Source organism: Asanoa iriomotensis (assembly GCF_016862515.1).
GTDB lineage: Bacteria > Actinomycetota > Actinomycetes > Mycobacteriales > Micromonosporaceae > Asanoa > Asanoa iriomotensis.
In genome coordinates, this window is sequence record NZ_BONC01000043.1 from 1 (window position 1) to 17,817 (window position 17,817).

The following is a 17,817-nucleotide window of genomic DNA, read 5'->3' on the forward strand; positions in this document are numbered from 1 at the left end:
GAGCAGGCGACCCACAAAAGGCGACCAGGGTACGGGCACTACGCCGTTGGTGAACGCGCCCGCGTTGCTGACCCCGGCGAAGATCGCGACGCACACGCCCGCCAAGGCCAGCGCGAAGTCGGCGGCCGGTCGGCGGAACAGCGCGTAACCAGAAGCGAAAACGGCGGCTAGCCCGGTCAGCACCGGCCAGATCTGACTCGCGAACAGCCCGTTGACCAGCGCACCGACCCCGTCGTTGCCGGCATCTATCTCCCGGCCGACCGCATAGACCACCGCCGCCACGCCGCCCAGGGCGGACGCGCCAGACAAAACCGACAAAACCCACAGGGGTGAAACGCTGGGAACGAGCGAAGACGAGCGCACCGAAAGCGACCCGACCAGCCGCCGCAGCCGCCCGACCAGCCCCAGCACCGCAACCACCAGCGCGAAAACCACCGACCACGCCCACCAGACCCCACCACGAGGCGGCGGCACCCAGTCGAGCGTGCCCGACACCGAGACAGCCGTGACCCCACCGGTCCGCAGCGGCACCACCCAGTCCCGGACCCGCTGCTGCCGCCCAGGATCGGCGGCCACGGCAGGCGGCGGAGAAGACAGCATCCAGTGCGACCGATGGTCGTGCCACCGCGCCACCGGCTCCGACGACGCCTTCCGCCACGAGGGAGGCAGCGTCGGGTCAGCCGCAGGCGGCAAGGTGGCCGTGCCGGTCAGGGTCTCGTTCAGGTACACGGCGGGGGAGTGCACGTTCTCGTACACCCCGTCCGGCCGCACCTCGAGATAGGGCTCGTTCTCGTAGCCGAGCACCTCGACCGTCGTACCCGTGCGATTGGTCAACTCCAACCGCGCCCCCGCCTCGACCGCACGGACCCGCAGCCCCGCGGGCGCCGGGGAGACCGACGTCACCACCGTCCGATAGTCGGTGCCGTCCGGTGCGTCCCCACCGTGCGCCCAGGCCGGCGCGGCCGGCACCAGCACCAGCACCGCCAAGCCAACAGCGGCGCCGGCCAACAGACCCCGCATCTAGGCCGCGTTCACAGCCGCGACCACGGTGTCCGCCGTCGGGTTCGGGATGACCTGGTTGTTGACCTTGACCGTCGGCGTGCCGGTCACGCCGGCCTTGGCCGCCGCGTCGGTCACCGATCCGACCCACGGCTCGTAGCGGCCCGAGTTCACGCACTGCGAGAAGCTGCCCTGGTCGAGACCGAGCCCGGTGCCGATCGAGATCAACTGGCTGTCGGAGAGACCCGCGGTCCCCTCGGCGGGCTGCTGCGCGTAGAGCGCGTCGTGGTACGGCTTGAACTTCCCGCCGTCGGCGGCGCAAGCGGCGGCCGCGGCCGAGCGGGTCGAGTACTGGGTGGTCGACGCCGGGTCGAGGAACGCCACCGTGTTGTAGGTGACCGTGACCTTGCCCTGGCTGACCAGGTTGTTGATCGCCGGCCCGGCATTGTCCTCGAACTGCTTGCAGAACGGGCAGATGAAGTCCTCGTAGATCTGGATCTGCACCGGCCCGGTGCCGACGGTCTCGCCGGTGGTCGTCGTGGCCGAGGCCGGCGCGACCAGCGGCCCGCTGTTGGAGCGCTGGCTCTGGTAGACCCCCCACCCGATCAGCCCGGCGATCACCAGGACGGCGACTGCGGCGATCGAGACCCACATCGTGCGTTTGCGGCGGCGTTCGGCCGCCAACTGCTTGCGGACGACCTTCGCGGCGCTCTTGCGCTCGTGACGCTTGCTCATGTCGTGCTCTCCAGCCACCTGTCGACGGACAACCTGGTGCGGGGCCAGACGAGAAGGAATGCGGCTAGGACCAGGAAACCTATGTCACGCGCGATCTCGGGCGCGTAACTCGGACTCTGACCCGCGGCGAGTTGGCCCCCCGAACCGAAGCAGCCGCAGTCGATGGACAGCCCGCGCGCCCACGCGGACGAGATGCCGGCGATGAAGACCAGCAGCAGCAGGGACGAGACGGCGGCGGCCGCGCGGGTGGCCAGACCCACCACGAGCAGCACGCCGAGGGCGATCTCGACGAACGGCAGCGCGGCCCCGATGACCTTGGCAACTTCGAAGGGCATCACCTGGTACGCGTTGACCGCGCGCCCCGAGCCGCCGAGGTCACCCACCTTGGCGCCGCCGGCGAACAGCCAGACGGCCGCGAGGCCCAGCCGCGCGAGGGTGCCCAGCCACGGCCGGATGCCCGGCCAGGTCAGGCTCCTGGTCAACGTCGTCACGCTCATATAGTCGCCCCGTATTGCGCGAAGGTTCCAATGCTCAGCGATCTGCCAGCTAGCTGACGGCGGACTTTCAGCCTGCGCCCGCCTCGGCGAGCACCGCCACGAGTTCGGCCCGGGCGCGGGCCACCCGCGACCGGATCGTGCCGACCGGCACCCCTTCGACCTCCGCCGCCTCGGTGTAGGAGAGGCCGATGAGCTGGGTGAGCACGAATGCGCCGCGCCGGTCGGCCGGCAGCCGGCGGAGCAGCTCCGCGCTGTCGAAGCGCAGGGCCGGGTCGGGCTCCGCGGCGGACATCACCGACCGCTCGGGCTCCGGGTGGGCCTCGAGCCGCGAGCGCAGCCGGCGGCGGCGGACCACCGCGCGCAGGTGGTCGGCGCACGCCCGCCGGGTGATGCCCAGCAGCCACGTACGCGCGCTGGATCGTCCCTCGAAGTCCGGCAGCGAGCGGAACGCCCGCAGATAGGTCTCCTGTGCCACGTCGTCGGCGGCGTCCGGATCGACCAGCGCCGCGGCGAGCCGCCAGACCTCGGCCTGGGTCGCCCGGACGAACGCGGCCTGCGCCACCGGATCTCCGTCGCGCGCGGCCAGCGCCCACCGGGTCGCCGCGTCGAGCGAGGCACCGATGGCGGGCGCGTCTTCGGCCGCACGCTGGACGGGGATCACGGCAACCCAATGTACGCGACGCGTCCGTTTTCGCGTGGTTCCCGGCGTCGCCGTGTCGAGCGCCACGCCGACCCGGGAGATTGCCGGGAACCAATCGCTGCCTGCCGACGACTACCTGACCATGATGTGCGAGCACGTCCGGGTCGCGCTGTCGGCGCGACTCGATGGGGAGGCTCCGCCGGCACCCGCCGCGGAGATCGACGCGCATGCCGCCTCCTGCACCGCCTGCCAGGCCTGGCTGACCGGCGCCGAGCGGCTCGACCGCCTGGTCAAGGCGGCCCCACCGGTCGCGCCGGACCTGACCGCCGGTGTGCTCGCCGCCGTCGCCGCCGACCGGCAGCGGCGTGCCGAGGCCGAGCCGGCCGCCCGGCGCCAGGTGCTCCGCGTCGCGGTCGGCGTGCTCGCCGTCGCCCAGCTCGTCTCCGCCGCTCCCGCCCTGCTCGGCGTCGAGAGCGCGCTCGGCGCCCACGCCAGCCGCGAGATGGCCTGCTTCGACATCGCGATCGCGGTGGGCTTCGCGCTCGCCGCGCTGCGCCCCGAGCGGGCCGGGGGGGTCGTGCCCGTCGCCATCGTCCTCGCCCTCTGCCTCGCCGTGACCAGCGCCGTCGACGTCGCCAGCGGGCGCGCCGCCGCCGCGCACGAGATCGGCCACCTGGCCGCGGTCGTCCAGGCCGCCGCCCTCTGGGCGCTCGGCCGCGGCGGCCGCCGCACCACCCCGCTGACCACCGCGACCGCGGCAGGTCGCGGGTGAGCCGGGTCGTCTCGCGGTTCGTCGTCGTAGCCGCGCTCGTCGTCGGCTGGGCCGCCGTCTTCCTGGCACCCGCCGGACCGGCCAGCGCGCACGCCGTGCTGGAGAGCACCAGCCCGGCCGCCAACTCGATCGTCCCGGCCTCGCCGCCGGAGGTCGTGCTGACGTTCAGCGAGGGCGTCCGGAAGGTGCCCGACAAGATCCACGTGATCGCGCCGGACGGCTCGCGCGCCGACGCCGGTGAGCCGGAGTTCGCCGAGACCACGGTCCGGATCCCGCTGAAGTCGGGCGGCGCCAACGGCACCTACCTGGTCAACTACCGGGTCATCTCGGCCGACAGCCACCCGATCGCGGGCGCCTTCACCTACTCGGTGGGCGCGCCGTCGGCCGCGCCGCCGACCGACAGCAACGCGCCAGTCGCCGAGGAGAGCACCTTCCTCAAGATCGCGTTCCCGGTGGTCAAGTACCTCGGGTACGCCGGCCTGGTGCTGCTCATCGGCCCGGCCCTGGTGCTCGCGCTGCTCTGGCCGCAGCGGCTGTCCCGGGCGCGCCCGGCGGGCCTGGCCTGGCTCGGCTTCGGGCTCGTGGCGTTGTCCACGCTCGGCGACCTGTTCCTGCAGGCGCCCTACACGACCGGCGGCGGCTACTTCGACGGCGCCGCGCTGCGTGACGTGCTCGGCAGCACGTTCGGCACCGCCCACCTGATCCGGCTCGGCGTGCTGGCCGCCTCGGCGTTCCTGCTGCGACCGCTGTTCGCCGGCCGCAGCGGCGTCGCCGACCGGGCGCTGCTCGTCGTGCTGGGCGTGGTCGGGCTCGCCACCTGGCCGATCTCGGGCCACCCGGCCGCGTCGCCGGTGCCGGCGGTCTCGGTCGTGGTCGACATCGCGCACATCGCCGGCATGGCGGTCTGGCTCGGTGGCCTGGTCATGCTGGTCGCGTTCCTGTTCCGCCAGGCGGCGCCGCGCGAGCTGAGCGTGATCCTGCCCGTCTGGTCGCGCTGGGCGACGCTCGCGGTGACCACGCTCTTCCTCGCCGGCATCGTGCAGGCATTGGTCGAGATCTCCACGATCAAGGCCCTTTACAGCACGACGTACGGGCAGCTGGTCATCGCGAAGGTCGTCCTGTTCGGCGCGGTGGTCGGGGTGGCCGCGTTCTCCCGCAACCAGGTGCGCAAGCGGTCCGCGCCGGACGACCCCAAGCCGCTGCGCCGCGCGGTGCTGATCGAGGTCGCCGGCATCGCGGTGGTGCTCGCGCTGTCGTCGGTGCTGGTGCAGACCACGCCGGCCCGCACCGCGTCGGCCGCCTCCACGGTCCAGCAGCAGCCGGCGGGCTACTACTCGGCCATGATCACCACCAGCCCGAAGCTGAACCTGCAGGTCGAGGTCGATCCCGCGCAACAGGGCAACAACGACATCCACTTGTACGCGTACACGAAGGACAACCAGCCGCAGGTGGTCGTCGAGTGGAAGGGCACGGCGTCCCTGCCCTCGGCCGGCATCGAGGCCATCGACATCCCGCTGCTCGGCCTGGCACCGACGCACGCCAGCGGCGCGATCCAACTGCCCCGCCCGGGGCAGTGGGAGCTCAAGTTCGTCGTCCGGATATCCGACATCGACCAGGCCACGGTGACCGCCACCGTGCCCGTCACGTAGGAAAGGTTCCCCCATGATCCGTAACCGGCTGGCCAAGGCCGCCGCTCTCAGCGCCGGCGCCGTCGTGGTCGCCCTCGGCATCGCCGGTCCGGCGTTCGCGCACGTCACGGTCAATCCCAACTCGCTCACGCAGGGCGGGTACGGGCGGGTGGCGTTCCGCGTGCCGAACGAGAGCGACACCGCGTCGACCGTGAAGCTCGAGCTGAACCTGCCCGAGGACGCGCCCGTCGCGTCGGTGTCGACCATGCCGGTTCCGGGTTGGACGGTGGTGGTGGAGAAGCGCAAGCTCACCACGCCGCTGGAGGTGCACGGCAGCCAGGTGACCGAGGTGGTCGGCAAGGTGACCTGGACCGCGGCGGCCGGCGGCGGGGTCAAGCCGGGCGAGTTCCAGGAGTTCCCGGTCTCGATGGGCCCGCTGCCCGAGAAGGACCAGATGATCTTCAAGGTCCTGCAGACCTACTCGGACGGCGACATCTCCCGCTGGATCGACGAGCCGGTCGAGGGCGGCGAGGAGCCGGAGAGCCCGGCGCCGGTGCTGAAGCTGGCGAAGGCGGCCGACGCCGCGGCGCCGACGACCGCCGCGACGGCCGGTGCGACGGTGGCTGTCGGTGCCGACGACTCCGGTACGTCGGGTGCGGCGGTCGGGCTCGGCATCGCCGGTCTCGTCGCGGGTGTGCTCGGTCTCGTGCTCGGCGGCCTGGCCTTCATGCGTACACGTAAATCCGCCTGACGGTCTTTCCGCCGGTCCCGCCGGTCCTGGGGCGTTGTCCCTGGACCGGCGGGATTTTCTTTGTCCGCGTGCCGCGCCATCTGCGTCGTGTGTTCGGATCGTCACGTTGGGTAGAGTTTGTCCGGTAACGCGATCAAGGGGGATGACGCTGATGCGGGTCGTACGCACGGTCGCCGGGCTGGTGTTGCTGACTATCGGACTGCCGGTGCTGCTGGTCGGCGGTTCATTGTGGACACTCATGCAACATCGGGACGCGGGCGGCGCGTTCAGTGGTTCGCTGGAACCCGTGAGCACGCCCGGCCAGGCGATCGTCGTGCCGGACGTCGACAAGCTGCTGCGCGAGGACGCCGCCTTCGTCCGGGCCGGCGACACCCGGATGCGGCTCTCCGCGCCCGGCGACACGTTCTTCGGCCTGGCGCCGGCGGCCGCGGTGCGCGACTACCTGTCCGGCGCCGCCTACACGCGGGTCGACGCGGTCACCGTCGCCCGTGGTGACCTGCCGGTGCGCAGCACGCCGATCGGTGGCGGCACCGCCGCACCGGGCCCTGCGGCGTCCGGCGTGACGCCCGGATCGCAGTCGTTCTGGATCCGGCAGGGCAGCGGCGCCATCGAGTGGACGGCCAACGAGGTCGACGGCCGCGAGCTGAGCCTCGTGGTGATGCGGGTCGACGCGGGCGCCGCCCTGACCGTCGACGTGCGGGCGGCGGCCGAGCCCGGCTGGCTCGCACCGACGAGCTGGAGCCTGCTGGCCGCCGGGGTGCTGCTGATCGCCGGCGGGATCGCGGCGCTGGCCTGGCGGACGCGCCCGCGCGACGTGGTGTTCGTCGTCGACCCGAGCCAGGTGCCGCAGGTGTCCCAGCGGCTCGGCGGTGCCACGGTCGACGGCCCCGCGGGTCCGCCGCCGGTCTGGCCGGCGTTGCCCGCGACCGAGGTCGCGGAGCCGGTGCCGGTGCTGCCCGGCGAGCAGTCTCGCGGCACCGACGGCACCTGGCCGCAGTGGCCGTCCGACACACCGCAGACCCGCCCGGCGACGTTGGCCGACGCGCTGGCCGGCGCCGGCCTGCCGGCCACGCCGCCGCCCGGCCCGGCCTGGCCGCCGGCTCAGCCCGGCCCGTCGTCGCCGGCCCGGTCCCCGGAGTCCGGTGAGCCCACGCCCTCGACGCCCAGCGCCTGGCGCCGGGCCGAGGCCGCCCGACTGGCCGGCCTGCCCGCGGTGACCGCCGTGGCGACACAGCTCTCGGTCGAGGCGGTGCCGACCTCGGGTGCGCCCGCCGGCGCGGCCACCGCGATCCCGGCGTCGCGTGCGAACACCGACGCCGCGGCGCGTACGCCGGCTCCCCGTGCCGAGGTGGACGAGTCGGACGGCCGGACCCCGGCGCAGCGTTCCGGCGCCAAGCACCTGCGCGCGGTCAAGAGCGACGAGTCGGAACGCCCGGCCAAGACCACGGCGGCGGCGAAGAAGCGCCCGGTGGTGTTCGTCGACACCGCGGTCGAGCCCACCGGCGAGAGCCCCGACCGGCCGGTCGTCGCGGCCCGCACCCGTGCCAAGACCGCACCGCAGCCGCGCGACGCGGACCGGCAGGACGCACCCACCGCCGAGGCGGAACCGACCGGCGAGACGACGGTCGCCGAGACCGGGCCGGCGGAGGCCAAGCCGGCGAAGGCCAGGGCCCGCCGCACGACGACCAAGTCGGCCAAGGCGAAGCCGGCGCCCGAGCCCGAGCCGATGCTCCCGATGGCGGGCATCGAGGTCATCGAGACCGCCGGCTCGGCCACCGACGAGCCGAGCGCCACGCACAGTCCGGCCGCGGTCGGCACCCCGGTCGGCACGGGCGCCGAGGTCGCCTCGACCGGCGACCCGGGCGAGGCTCCGGTGGCCGGCGACCCGGGCGAGGCCTCGGTGACCGGCGATCCGGGCGAGGCCTCGGTGGCCGGCGACCCGGGCGAAGCTCCGGTGACCGGCGACCGGCCGGCGCCGGCCAAGCCCAAGCGCACGACGCGGGCCAAGAAGGCCACGGCAGCCGGACCGGAGACCGAGGCGGCCAAGCCGACCCGGCGCCGCAAGACGGCCGAGGCGACCGAGGCGGCCGAGGCGGCCGACAAGGCGCCGGCCGAGATTTCGACGGGTACTCCGTTCGGGGGACAGGCCACGCCGCCGAAGCGCCGCCGGAAGACCGCCGCGGGCCTGCCCGCACCGGAGAACACCGAGGCGGGACCGGCGCACAACGCGGTCGCGGCGCTGGCCAACAAGCGGCCGGCCACCACCCGGCGGCGGGCCGCCAGCCCGACCAATCGGGCCACTGACCAGGCAAGCTGACCCGAAAGACAGAGCGGCCCTTCGCGCTGCCGACGCGAAGGGCCGCTCTCACCGGGGGAACGGTGCAACCGGAGAAGTCGATCCGTTAATGCCAGTTTAACCCCTCCGGTCGCGACTGGCTACGTCTGTCCGGTTCTGGGCGGATCTAGGCCCTGTTTCATAACTGGGGCCGGGCTGCGGCGGGCCCAGGCGCCGCCTGGCCGCACGGCGGCTTCACCCGGATACAACACCGGTATCCGGGCAAAGCCGCCGCACGCCCAGCCGACCCCTGGACTCCGCCTCGCCTCGACCCCAGTTATGAAACAGGGCCTCGGGCGCCTCTGCGCGCGGGCAACAGCGCGATCAGCGCGAGCGCCGCGAGCACGTACAGGTTCCGGAGCACGAAGTCACCGACCGTCCGGGTCGGTTCCGCCGCCACGCCCCAGTCGATGAACGTGTTGACCCCGTACAGCGCGACCGCCAGCGTCCCGCCGGCCAGGGCCAGGTCCCGGCGCCGCCCCGAGTCCACCAGGACGACCAGCGCCGGCACGAACCAGAACACGTGGTGCGGCCAGGTGATCGGGCTGACCAGCGCGCCCACCAGGCCGGTCAGCGTCACACCGGAGAGGTCGTCGCCGGCCTGGAACGCCCGCGCCGCCCGCCACATCCCGAACCCGGTGACCGCCAGGGCCAGCACCAGCCACAGCGCCTTCGCGGGTTCCTCGGGCGCGACCAGCCGGGCCAGCAGCCCCTGCAGGGACTGGTTGCCGGTGTAGTCGGTGCGGCCGACCCGCTCCGTCGAGAACAGGGACGCGGTCCAGAACTGCCACGAGTCGCGGGGTGCCACCGCGGCGGCCAGCAGGGTGGCCACGACCGCGGTGCCGCCCGACACGGCCGCCTCCCGCCAGCGCCGGGTGACCAGGAAGTACAGGATGAAGATGCCCGGGAACAGCTTGATCGCCGTGGCCAGGCCTACGCCCGCGCCGGCCCAGAACCAGCGGCGGGGCACGGCGTAGCCGAAGTCGGCCAGGATCAGCAGCACCAACAGCATGTTGATCTGGCCGAAGAAGTACGTCTCCCGGGTCGGCTCGACCGCCAGCGCCACCGGGAACAACAGGCCTGCGAGCAGCCACCGGGGCAGCCCGCGGCGGTCGGCGACGGGCGCGGTCAGCCACCAGGCGGCCACCGCGACCGCGGCGACCGTGAACACGCAGAAGAAGCCGATCGTGAACCCGACCGGCACCGCGGCGAACGGGCGCAGCAGCAGCGCGGCGAACGGCGGATAGGTGAAGTAGAGCTCGCCCTGCACCCGGTCGGGCTGCGCGTAGTCGTAGAGCGGGTGCCCGTCGGCCCACCAGCGCAGCGCGCTGACGTAGATGCGCAGGTCGAAGAAATCGCGACGGGCGGCGTACACCCAGACGAAAGCGACCGCCGCCGCGGTGAGCGCGGTCACGACGGCGATCCGCCGCGCGGTGCTGGGTTTGATCTTCATCGGGGGAGCAGCTGCCTGCACCCCCGGGAGCCTAGTGGAGGCCGCGGACCTGCCCCTGCGCGTAGGCTGTCGATCGTGGCTGATCTTCTGGTCTGGATCGACTGTGAGATGACCGGTCTCGACCTTGGCAGGGATGCCCTGATCGAGGTCGCGGCGCTGGTGACCGACCCCAACCTCCAGGTGCTGGGCGAGGGCGTGGATGTGGTCATCCACGCCTCCAACGCGCAGCTCGACGGCATGCCCGACGTGGTCCGCGAGATGCACGGCAAGTCCGGGCTGACCGAGGAGGTGCGCCGGTCGACCGTCACCATGGAAGAGGCCGAGGACCAGCTCCTGTCCTACATCACGACCTACGTGAAAGACCCGCGCACGGCCCCGCTGTGTGGCAACTCGATCGCCACCGACCGCGGCTTCCTCGCCCGCGACATGCCCCGGCTCGACGCCCACCTGCACTACCGCATGATCGACGTCTCGTCGATCAAGGAGCTGTGCCGGCGCTGGTACCCGCGGGTCTACTTCGGTCAGCCGGCCAAGGGCCTGGCCCACCGCGCCCTCGCCGACATCCGCGAGAGCATCCGCGAGCTGGAGTACTACCGCCGCACGGTCTTCGTGCCCCTTCCGGGCCCGGACGTGGAAACCGCCAAGGCCATCGCAGCGGATCTTTGACGTATCCCTGTCGACGTCACCGGCCGGCCTATGGCTATCATTGGTCGGCGCCTCGCCCGGCGGTAAGCCGGCGCGGGTCGGCATGGTGGCTGTAGCTCAGTTGGCAGAGCACCGGGTTGTGGTCCCGGGTGTCGGGGGTTCAAATCCCCTCAGTCACCCCATCGCGACGGCTCGGCCGGGTTTCCCGGCCGGGCCGTTCGGCTTTGTGATCAACGCGTAGCGTCGGGATCGTGGAGATCCGCGGGGTGAACTACGACACCGGCCAGAAGCTCGACGACTTCGACAGCCGCCCGTCGTTCGACGACGGCGCGGTGCGGCGCGACATGGCCGCGATCGCCGGCGACCTGCACGCGACCGCGGTGCGGATCTCCGGTGACGACCCCGACCGGATCCTCGCCGCCGGCCGGCACGCCGCGGCGGCCGGGCTCGACGTGTGGTTCTCGCCGTTCCCCTACGACCTCGGCCCCGACGAGCTGGTCCGCTACCTGCGGGGCGCCGCGGAGCGGGCCGAGGAGCTGCGCCGCGCGGCGGCGGGCGAGGTCGTGCTCGTGCTCGGGTGCGAGCTGACATTGTTCAGCGCGGGTTTCGTGCCAGGGGAGGGGTTGGCCGGCCGGACCGCGACGATGACGGACCCGGCCACCTGGTCCTCACCGGCAGGGCGGGAGCCGTTGCTGGCGGGCTTCCAGCGGGCCAGGGACGTGCAGCGCGAGACGGTCGCGGCGGCGCGGGAGGTGTTCGGTGGCCGGCTCACGTACGCCGCGGGGCTCTGGGAGCAGGTCGACTGGGACCTGTTCGACATCGTGTCGGTGGACGCCTACCGGGACTCCGGGAACGCCGGCCGCTATGCCGAGGAGCTGCGCGCGTACCACCGTTTCGGTCGTCCCGTGGTGGTCACCGAGTTCGGCTGCTGCACCTACCGCGGCGCGGCGGACCGCGGCGGCCTGGGTTGGACGATCGTGCGCGAAGACCGGTCGATCCCGGCGGAGTACGAGCGGTTCGAGGCCGAGCAGGTCAAGTATCTGCACGAACTCGACGCGGTGTTCGAGGCGGAGCGGGTGGCGGGCGCGTTCTGGTTCACGTTCGCGGGCTTCGCGCTGCCGCACCGGCCCGACGACCCGGCCCACGACCTGGACCTGGCGTCGTACGGCCTGGTCGCGATGCGGCCCGATGGCGGCTGGGAGCCCAAGGCGGCGTTCCACGCCGTGGCGGCCCGCTACGGTCAGCCGGCCAGATAGGCCTGGGTCAGCTTGGCCGGTGCCTTGGCGAGCCACGCGTCGACCAGCGCGGCCTCGAGTGCGGTCTCGTCGACCTCGGCCAGCTCGATCAGCACGGCCGCGTAGCCGTCGAAATGCGGGATCGTGAAGATCCCGGGCGTGCCCGCGGCGAGCACGGCCTCCTTCTCGGCGAGGTCGCCCACCACGGTCGCGACGATCGGATAGGCCGGGACGGGCGCGTCACCATAGCGCTTGAGGTCGGCCTTGCTGAACGGCCGCTCCCAGGCGAACACCTTGCCCGCCACCGACCACGCGCGGTTGCCGTGTCGCTCGCCCTGCGTGGCCTCCGGCAGCCGAGCGGCCAACCGGGACACGTCGTCCAGGGTCGCCATGCCATGACGGTACGGCAATCCCGGCCCTCCGGGCCGCCCCGGCGCTTACTGCATCTGATCGCCCGGCATCGTGTCGCCGCCACCCGTGCGCTTCTGCGCCTCGTCCACGCCCTTGTCGATCTGCTGGTCGTACTTGCCGCCGGTGCGCTCGTCGACCTTGTCGCCGCCCTTTTCGAGGCCCTGGTCGACCTTGTCGTCGTGCTTACCGGCCATGCTCTTCAAACGGTCCATGAATCCCATGCCGGCCGTCTTCCCCGGCCCGTCACCGCCAAACCGGCCACCGCGCTGACCTGCGGGAAAATGCGAGAGATGGTACGGCTGGGGCTCACGTAGCATCGCCGGCATGGCCCGAACCACGCACCGCGGCGCCTGCCCGCTCGACTGCCCGGACACTTGTGTCTGGCAGCTCACCGTCGAGGACGGGCGGGCGGTGGAGATCCGCGGCGACGCCGACCACCCGTTCACCCGGGGCGTGCTCTGCGGCAAGGTCAACCGCTATCTCGACGCGGTCAACGGGCCTGACCGGCTGGCCACGCCGATGGTCCGGGTCGGCCCCAAGGGCGAGGGCCCGGTCGCCTTCCGGCCGGCCACCTGGCCGGAGGCGCTCGAAAGGGTCGCCGCCGGGCTGCGGGACAGCATCGACCGGCACGGCGCCGAGTCGATCCTTCCCTACTACTTCGCCGGCACGATGGGCGACGTCCAGGGCTACACGATGGGCCAGCGGCTCTTCGCCCACCTCGGCGCCAGCCGGCTGCGCACCACGATCTGCACCGCGGCCGCGGGCGCCGCCCTCGACTCCCTCTACGGCGGGATGGTCGGCTTCGAGCCGGAGTCGATCGTCGAGGCCAGGCTGATCCTGCTCTGGGGAGCCAACCTGCTCTCCACCCACCTGCACCTGTGGCCGTTCGTGCAGGAGGCCCGGCGGCGAGGCGCCTATGTGGTGGCCATCGACCCGCTGCGCACCGACACCGCGGGCCGCGCCGACGCGCACGTCGCGCCGCTGCCCGGCACCGACGGCGCGCTCGCGCTCGGCCTCATGCGGCACGTCGTCGACGCGGGCGCGGCCGACCTCGAGTGGCTCGAGACACACGTCGACGGCTGGCCGGAGCTGGCCGAGCGACTCGCGGAGTGGCCGGTCGAGCGGGCCGCGGCCGAGTGCGGCCTCGACCCCGCCGTGCTGTGCGACCTCGGCGACCGCGTCGCCACCACCCGGCCGACCGCGATCAAGGTCGGGCTGGGCCTGCAGCGGCACGCCGGCGCCGGCCAGGCGATCCGGGCGATCTGCGCGCTGCCGCTGGTCACCGGCGACTTCCGCTATCCGGGCGGCGGCGCGCTGTGCATGACGAGCGGGCACTTCCCGGGCGGCGAGACCGACGTCGCGCGCCCGGCCGACCTGCCGCAGCCGCCGGCCCGCCGGGTCAACATGAGCCGGCTCGCCGCCGTGCTGACCGGGGAGGCGGACCCGCCGGTCAGCTCGCTGGTGGTCTTCGACGCCAACCCGGCGGCCACCGCGCCCGACCAGACCCGGCTGCGGGCCGGGCTGCTCCGCGCCGACCTGTTCACCGTCGTCCTGGAGCAGCGCTGGACCGACACCTGCGACTACGCCGACGTGGTGCTGCCGGCCACGATGCAGCCCGAGCACCTCGACCTGGTCAGCTCCTACGGGCACCACTACACGGCGCTCAACCTGCCGGCCACCGCGCCGCCCGGTGAGGCGCTGCCGAACACCGAGATCTTCCGCCGGATCGCCGCCGCCCTCGGGCTGCACCACCCACGGCTCCACGAGAGCGACGAGGAGCTGGTCCGGCAGCACCTGGCCGGTGGGCCGGTCACCTTCGAGGAGCTGGCCGAGACCACCTGGGCCCGCACCACCGGTGTGCCCGTGGGCAGCGCGCCGTTCGCCAAGGGCGGTTTCCCGACGCCGACCGGCCGGGCGCGGCTGCACGATCCCGCGCTCGCCGATCAGGGCGTCGACCCGCTGGTCGGCTACACGCCGCCGGTGGCACACGACGGTCCCGGCCTCGTGCTGATCGCCGCCGCCGGGCGGTTCTTCCTCAACTCCACGTTCGCGTCGCTGCCCTGGCACGAGAAGAAGATGGGCCCGCCGCGGATCCACCTGCACCCGGACGACGCCGCCGCCCGCGGGCTCGCCGACGGTGCGTCCGTGCGGGTGCACAACGCCAACGGCGCCTTCGATGCGGCCGTGGCGGTCGACGACGCCACGCGGCCCGGTGTGGCGTTCACCTTCAAGGCCTACTGGGCCAAGCGGAGCCCCGGTCGCAACACCGTCAACGCGGTCACCGCCGTGCGCGACGCCGACCTCGGCGGCGCCCCGACGTTCCACGACATCCGGGTCGAGTTGACCGCGCACTGAGAGGGGCACCGCGGGTGTGGTTCTGGTTGGCGGGCGCGATCGTTTCCGAGGTCGCGGCCACCTTGGCGCTGCGCGCCTCGGCGGGTTTCACCCGCCTCGTGCCGACGGTGATCCTCGTGGTCGGTTACGGTTTCGCGTTCTACGCGCTGTCGCAGGCGCTCAAGCTCGGCATGAACGTCGGCGTCGCGTACGCGGTGTGGTCCGCGATCGGGGTCGCGCTGATCGCCACCGTCGGTGCGGTGTTCCTGCACGAGTCGCTGTCACCGGTGCAGATCGGCGGCCTCGTGCTGATCATCGCCGGCGTGGTCGCGCTGGAGCTCGGCCGCACGACGAGCCACTAGGGCTCGGTGGCGCGGGCCGCATAGGGTCGTGGACATGACCGACTACGTCGACACGGGCCGGGTTCAGTTGGCGTGTCGGGTGTTCCCCGGTTCCGCTGACGGCGTGCCGATGGTGTTGCTGCACGGTGGTGGCGGGGACGGGTCGAGCTGGGACGAGTTGGCGCCGCGGTTCGCCGAGCATCGCCGGGTCTACGTGCCGGAGCTGCGGGGGATGGGCGCCAGCGAGCGGACCGGCCCGTACGGGCCGATCGTGTTCCGCGACGACGTGCTGGCCCTGCTCGACCGCCTGTCGCTCGACCGGGTGGTGCTGGTGGGTCACTCGCTCGGCGGGCTGGTCAGCCTGCTGCTCACCATGGCCGCGCCGGAGCGGGTGGCGGCCCTGGTGCTGGAGGAGGCGCCGCCGCCGGTGCCGCTGGGCATCCCGGTGCCGACCGGGCTGCCCGACTCGGCGCCGTTCTACGACCGCGAGATCCGACCCAGCGTGCTGGCCTCGCTCAACGCGCCGGACCCGCGCTGGTGGGACGACCTGGCGAAGATCACCGTGCCGGTGCTGGTCGTGGCCGGCGGCCCCGACAGCTTCCTGCCGCAGGACGCGATGGCGGAGATGGCGGCGCGGCTGCCGGCCGGCGCGCTCACCACGATCCCGGTCGGGCACGTCGTGCACCCGAACGCGCCCGCCGCCTTCGCGGACGCGGTCGAGACGTTCCTGGGCACCTGATGACCGCGGCACCCACCCGCGCCAGCGCCAGTGCCGTCGGCGCCGGCGTCGCGATCGTCGTCGCCACCGTGCTCGTCCTGCTGCTGGTCGACCACCTGCGCCGGCCCGGGCCGCGGCCGCTGTTCCAGCTTCCGGTGACCTGCGGCGAGACCTGGCGGCTGTCCACCTACCCGGGCCACGACGACTTCGACGTCGACCTGTTCCCGACGGAGGGCGACTCGTGGGGCCGGCCGGTGCTGGCGTCGGCGGGCGGCACGGTGATCGAGTCCGGCATCAACGGCGCGCTCGGCGGGCGCACGCCGGAGAACCCGAACGGCCCGAAGGGCCGCGGCGGCGGCTACTGGGTGAAGATCGACCACGGCGACCGCTGGGAGAGCCAGTACCTGCACATGCTGGAGCCGCCGCTGGTCGAGGTCGGCGACGACGTGGCGGTCGGCCAGCAGATCGGCAAGGTCGGCAGCACGGGCGACTCCGGCGCCCCGCACCTGCACTACGAGCAGCGGATGGCGCGGGAGAAGGTGGAGGCCTGGTTCGGCGGCGCGCCCTCGGGCATCACCACCGACGACCACGAGTACGAGGTGGAACGGACGAGCGCCAACTGCCCTTAGACCGGGTACGGGGTGTGCACGTCGCCGTCGAAGAGCCGCCAGTAGAAGGCGTTCATCCGGGCGGCGTCCGGCGCGTGCCGGGCGAGGATCTTCGTCACTGGTGGTGGCAGATCGGGCGGGATGTCGCCGGTCGCGCAGCGGCGCACGTACGCGTTGCGGGCCACCGGCGGGCCGTCCGACCGCACCCCGCACACGGTGCCGACCAGCCAGTTGACCAACCGCATGGCCGCGTACCCCGCATCGTGGTCGGCATGTCGCGCCACGAACTCGCGTTCGGCGGCGGAAAGGTCGAAGTGCGGCGAGGTGGCCAGCCCGAAGTCGGTGAGGAACACCTGCTCGCCGTCGGCACGCATGTTCTCGAAGTGCCCGTCCATGTGCAGCAGCCCGTGGTCGCGCAGGAACGTGGTGATGTCCGCGAGCTGCCGCTCCAGCGCGGTCGCCCGGGCGACCGGGTCGTCGGCGAGCCAGTCGCCGAGCGGCCGGGGCACGTACTCGAGGAAGAGCACGAGGCTGTTGGTGGCGCCGGCCAGCGCCGTGAGCCGTTCCCGCACCGCGGGGGAGCCGCCCATCAGGGCGACGACCGCGTCGACGGCCTGATGCTCCTCGGCGACGGGCGACCGGCCGGGCAGCACCCGCCAGTGGTGCAGCAACGGGAACGACGCCGTCACGCCCGCCAGGACCGCCTCGGTGACGATCTCGTTCGCGGCCAGTTCGCGCCACGCGCCGAAGCCCGGTCCGCCGATGCCGTACTGGCAGTGGGTCGGCAACCCGAACAGGTTCGCCGTGCTGTGTGGACGGTCGAGCTCGCGGTCGGTGATCGGGATCCGCTTGGCGAACACCGGCACGCCCTCGACGTCGAGCAACGAGCAGCCGCCACCGACTCCGACGGCGACGACGGGCGCCGCGTGCAGCAGTGCCGCCAACTCGGTGTCGCCGCGGCGTGCGAGCGCGGCCGAGGCACGCGCGTGCCGGGAGAGCCGCACGGTCACTCCACTTTGGTCGCTTGGCTGCCGGCCGCGGTCGGCGCGTTGTAGGCGACCAGTCGGTGGACGCCGGTCGGGCCGGCGTGGTCGATGACCGTCAGGGAGCAGTTCGAGACCGACGCGAAGGCGTGCTCGCCCGGCGGCGGCACGCGCAACGCGGCCGCGGTGGCGACCCGGATCGGCCCGCCGTGGGTGAAGACGACGACCGTCGCGCCGACCGCCTCGGACAGCGCCGCCCAGACCCGTTCGCGCAACTGCCCGAACGTCTCGCCGCCGCCGCGCGGGATGTCGACGCCGCGGTTGAACGCCGCGATCTCGTCGGGATGGGCGGCGGCGACCTCGGCACGGGTGCGGCCACCCCACGTGCCCACGTCGATCTCGCGCAGGCGGGCATCCGTGCGCGCCGAGCCGCCGATCCTGCGCAGGTAGGCGGCGGCGGTGTCCACGGCCCGCGGCAGGTCGCTGGAGAGCACCAGGTCGGCGGCGCCGTACCTGTCGATCAGCACCTCGGCCGCCATCTCGGCCTGGGCCCGGCCGACCTCGGTCAGCCCGGAATCCTCCTGCCCCTGGTAGCGCTCTTCCACATTCCAGTGCGACTCGCCGTGCCGGACCAGCACGAGGCGTACCCGGGTCATGGCGTTGATCTTAGGGCCTGCCCGGGATGCCCGGATAAGCCGCCGATTCCGGAAAGTCGGACCCGCCTCCTTAACG

The 17,817-nt window shown here is 73.1% G+C and carries 19 protein-coding genes and 1 tRNA gene; 11 read left to right on the forward strand and 9 right to left on the reverse strand.

The genetic code is table 11. The features are described 5' to 3' along the window. From Air01nite_RS26335 to Air01nite_RS26350, 4 genes are all read right to left on the reverse strand, one after another. Nucleotides 1-1,020, reverse strand: a 1,020-nt coding sequence (locus Air01nite_RS26335) for a hypothetical protein (RefSeq protein WP_203705997.1), incomplete at its 3' end; no start/stop codon positions are given. Further along, complete coding sequence (locus Air01nite_RS26340; RefSeq protein ID WP_203705998.1) at nt 1,021-1,734, reverse strand: DsbA family protein; 714 nt, start codon at nt 1,732-1,734, stop codon at nt 1,021-1,023. Then, a complete protein-coding gene (locus Air01nite_RS26345) occupies nt 1,731-2,231 on the reverse strand; it encodes a DoxX family protein (RefSeq protein ID WP_203705999.1) in 501 nt (166 codons plus the stop codon). Before Air01nite_RS26345 ends, Air01nite_RS26340 begins: the two co-directional genes overlap by 4 nt. 67 nt (nt 2,232-2,298) lie before the next feature. Then, nucleotides 2,299-2,892, reverse strand: coding sequence for a sigma-70 family RNA polymerase sigma factor (locus Air01nite_RS26350; protein WP_203706000.1), 594 nt, complete (start codon nt 2,890-2,892; stop codon nt 2,299-2,301). Nucleotides 2,893-2,926: 34 nt separating this feature from the next. Here Air01nite_RS26350 and Air01nite_RS26355 point away from each other — a divergent pair, with 34 nt between their 5' ends. The 4 genes from Air01nite_RS26355 to Air01nite_RS26370 all read left to right on the forward strand — a co-directional run bounded on the left by Air01nite_RS26355 (nt 2,927) and on the right by Air01nite_RS26370 (nt 8,339). Then, nucleotides 2,927-3,643 (forward strand): zf-HC2 domain-containing protein, encoded by a 717-nt coding sequence (locus tag Air01nite_RS26355; RefSeq protein WP_203706001.1) that lies wholly within the window; start codon nt 2,927-2,929, stop codon nt 3,641-3,643. After that, on the forward strand, nt 3,640-5,292 hold the full coding sequence (locus Air01nite_RS26360) for a copper resistance CopC/CopD family protein (protein WP_203706002.1): 1,653 nt from the start codon (nt 3,640-3,642) through the stop codon (nt 5,290-5,292). The genes Air01nite_RS26355 and Air01nite_RS26360 overlap by 4 nt, the downstream gene beginning before the upstream one ends. Nucleotides 5,293-5,305: 13 nt before the next feature. Continuing rightward, complete coding sequence (locus Air01nite_RS26365) at nt 5,306-6,022, forward strand: YcnI family copper-binding membrane protein (RefSeq protein WP_203706003.1); 717 nt, start codon at nt 5,306-5,308, stop codon at nt 6,020-6,022. A 151-nt stretch (nt 6,023-6,173) separates the two neighbouring features. Then, nucleotides 6,174-8,339, forward strand: a complete 2,166-nt coding sequence (locus Air01nite_RS26370) for a hypothetical protein (RefSeq protein ID WP_203706004.1) — start codon at nt 6,174-6,176, stop codon at nt 8,337-8,339. A gap of 295 nt (nt 8,340-8,634) precedes the next feature. On the opposite strand, the gene Air01nite_RS26375 is transcribed toward Air01nite_RS26370, so the two are convergent. Beyond that, on the reverse strand, nt 8,635-9,810 hold the full coding sequence (locus tag Air01nite_RS26375) for a glycosyltransferase 87 family protein (protein WP_203706005.1): 1,176 nt from the start codon (nt 9,808-9,810) through the stop codon (nt 8,635-8,637). Between the two features lie 75 nt (nt 9,811-9,885). On the opposite strand from Air01nite_RS26375, the gene orn reads away from it, so the two are divergent. The 3 genes from orn to Air01nite_RS26390 all read left to right on the forward strand — a co-directional run bounded on the left by orn (nt 9,886) and on the right by Air01nite_RS26390 (nt 11,711). Further along, nucleotides 9,886-10,476: an oligoribonuclease gene (gene orn, locus Air01nite_RS26380; protein ID WP_203706006.1), complete on the forward strand. Its 591-nt coding sequence runs from the start codon at nt 9,886-9,888 to the stop codon at nt 10,474-10,476. An 85-nt stretch (nt 10,477-10,561) separates the two neighbouring features. Then, nucleotides 10,562-10,637 (forward strand) — tRNA-His (locus tag Air01nite_RS26385). Nucleotides 10,638-10,706: 69 nt separating this feature from the next. Further along, nucleotides 10,707-11,711, forward strand: coding sequence for a glycoside hydrolase family 113 protein (locus tag Air01nite_RS26390; RefSeq protein ID WP_203706007.1), 1,005 nt, complete (start codon nt 10,707-10,709; stop codon nt 11,709-11,711). Here Air01nite_RS26390 and Air01nite_RS26395 read toward each other — a convergent pair. Continuing rightward, nucleotides 11,696-12,082 (reverse strand): MmcQ/YjbR family DNA-binding protein, encoded by a 387-nt coding sequence (locus tag Air01nite_RS26395; RefSeq protein WP_203706008.1) that lies wholly within the window; start codon nt 12,080-12,082, stop codon nt 11,696-11,698. The two genes, Air01nite_RS26390 and Air01nite_RS26395, sit on opposite strands and share 16 nt — an antisense overlap. 45 nt (nt 12,083-12,127) lie before the next feature. Further along, nucleotides 12,128-12,322, reverse strand: coding sequence for an antitoxin (locus Air01nite_RS26400; RefSeq protein ID WP_203706060.1), 195 nt, complete (start codon nt 12,320-12,322; stop codon nt 12,128-12,130). Nucleotides 12,323-12,425: 103 nt separating this feature from the next. Here Air01nite_RS26400 and Air01nite_RS26405 point away from each other — a divergent pair, with 103 nt between their 5' ends. The 4 genes from Air01nite_RS26405 to Air01nite_RS26420 are packed head-to-tail and all read left to right on the forward strand — an operon-like array spanning nt 12,426 to nt 16,123. Then, complete coding sequence (locus tag Air01nite_RS26405; RefSeq protein WP_203706009.1) at nt 12,426-14,456, forward strand: molybdopterin-containing oxidoreductase family protein; 2,031 nt, start codon at nt 12,426-12,428, stop codon at nt 14,454-14,456. Between the two features lie 14 nt (nt 14,457-14,470). After that, nucleotides 14,471-14,797: a DMT family transporter gene (locus Air01nite_RS26410; RefSeq protein ID WP_203706010.1), complete on the forward strand. Its 327-nt coding sequence runs from the start codon at nt 14,471-14,473 to the stop codon at nt 14,795-14,797. 34 nt (nt 14,798-14,831) lie between these two features. After that, nucleotides 14,832-15,515, forward strand: coding sequence for an alpha/beta fold hydrolase (locus Air01nite_RS26415; protein ID WP_203706011.1), 684 nt, complete (start codon nt 14,832-14,834; stop codon nt 15,513-15,515). Then, nucleotides 15,515-16,123 (forward strand): M23 family metallopeptidase, encoded by a 609-nt coding sequence (locus tag Air01nite_RS26420; protein ID WP_203706012.1) that lies wholly within the window; start codon nt 15,515-15,517, stop codon nt 16,121-16,123. The genes Air01nite_RS26415 and Air01nite_RS26420 overlap by 1 nt, the downstream gene beginning before the upstream one ends. On the opposite strand, the gene Air01nite_RS26425 is transcribed toward Air01nite_RS26420, so the two are convergent. Continuing rightward, nucleotides 16,120-17,106, reverse strand: coding sequence for a BUD32 family EKC/KEOPS complex subunit (locus tag Air01nite_RS26425; RefSeq protein ID WP_239090984.1), 987 nt, complete (start codon nt 17,104-17,106; stop codon nt 16,120-16,122). The genes Air01nite_RS26420 and Air01nite_RS26425 overlap by 4 nt on opposite strands. A gap of 2 nt (nt 17,107-17,108) precedes the next feature. Beyond that, complete coding sequence (locus Air01nite_RS26430) at nt 17,109-17,741, reverse strand: histidine phosphatase family protein (protein ID WP_203706014.1); 633 nt, start codon at nt 17,739-17,741, stop codon at nt 17,109-17,111. Nucleotides 17,742-17,817: the final 76 nt, after the last annotated feature.

Excerpts from the sequence above, each read along its gene's own strand:
- Air01nite_RS26340 (WP_203705998.1), bottom strand. The coding sequence starts at position 1,734 with ATGAGCAAGCGTCACGAGCGCAAGAGCGCCGCGAAGGTCGTCCGCAAG.
- Air01nite_RS26345 (WP_203705999.1), bottom strand. The coding sequence starts at position 2,231 with ATGAGCGTGACGACGTTGACCAGGAGCCTGACCTGGCCGGGCATCCGG.
- Air01nite_RS26365 (WP_203706003.1), top strand. The coding sequence starts at position 5,306 with ATGATCCGTAACCGGCTGGCCAAGGCCGCCGCTCTCAGCGCCGGCGCC.
- Air01nite_RS26370 (WP_203706004.1), top strand. The coding sequence starts at position 6,174 with ATGCGGGTCGTACGCACGGTCGCCGGGCTGGTGTTGCTGACTATCGGA.
- Air01nite_RS26375 (WP_203706005.1), bottom strand. The coding sequence starts at position 9,810 with ATGAAGATCAAACCCAGCACCGCGCGGCGGATCGCCGTCGTGACCGCG.
- Air01nite_RS26395 (WP_203706008.1), bottom strand. The coding sequence starts at position 12,082 with ATGGCGACCCTGGACGACGTGTCCCGGTTGGCCGCTCGGCTGCCGGAG.
- Air01nite_RS26400 (WP_203706060.1), bottom strand. The coding sequence starts at position 12,322 with ATGGGATTCATGGACCGTTTGAAGAGCATGGCCGGTAAGCACGACGAC.
- Air01nite_RS26405 (WP_203706009.1), top strand. The coding sequence starts at position 12,426 with ATGGCCCGAACCACGCACCGCGGCGCCTGCCCGCTCGACTGCCCGGAC.
- Air01nite_RS26415 (WP_203706011.1), top strand. The coding sequence starts at position 14,832 with ATGACCGACTACGTCGACACGGGCCGGGTTCAGTTGGCGTGTCGGGTG.
- Air01nite_RS26420 (WP_203706012.1), top strand. The coding sequence starts at position 15,515 with ATGACCGCGGCACCCACCCGCGCCAGCGCCAGTGCCGTCGGCGCCGGC.
- Air01nite_RS26430 (WP_203706014.1), bottom strand. The coding sequence starts at position 17,741 with ATGACCCGGGTACGCCTCGTGCTGGTCCGGCACGGCGAGTCGCACTGG.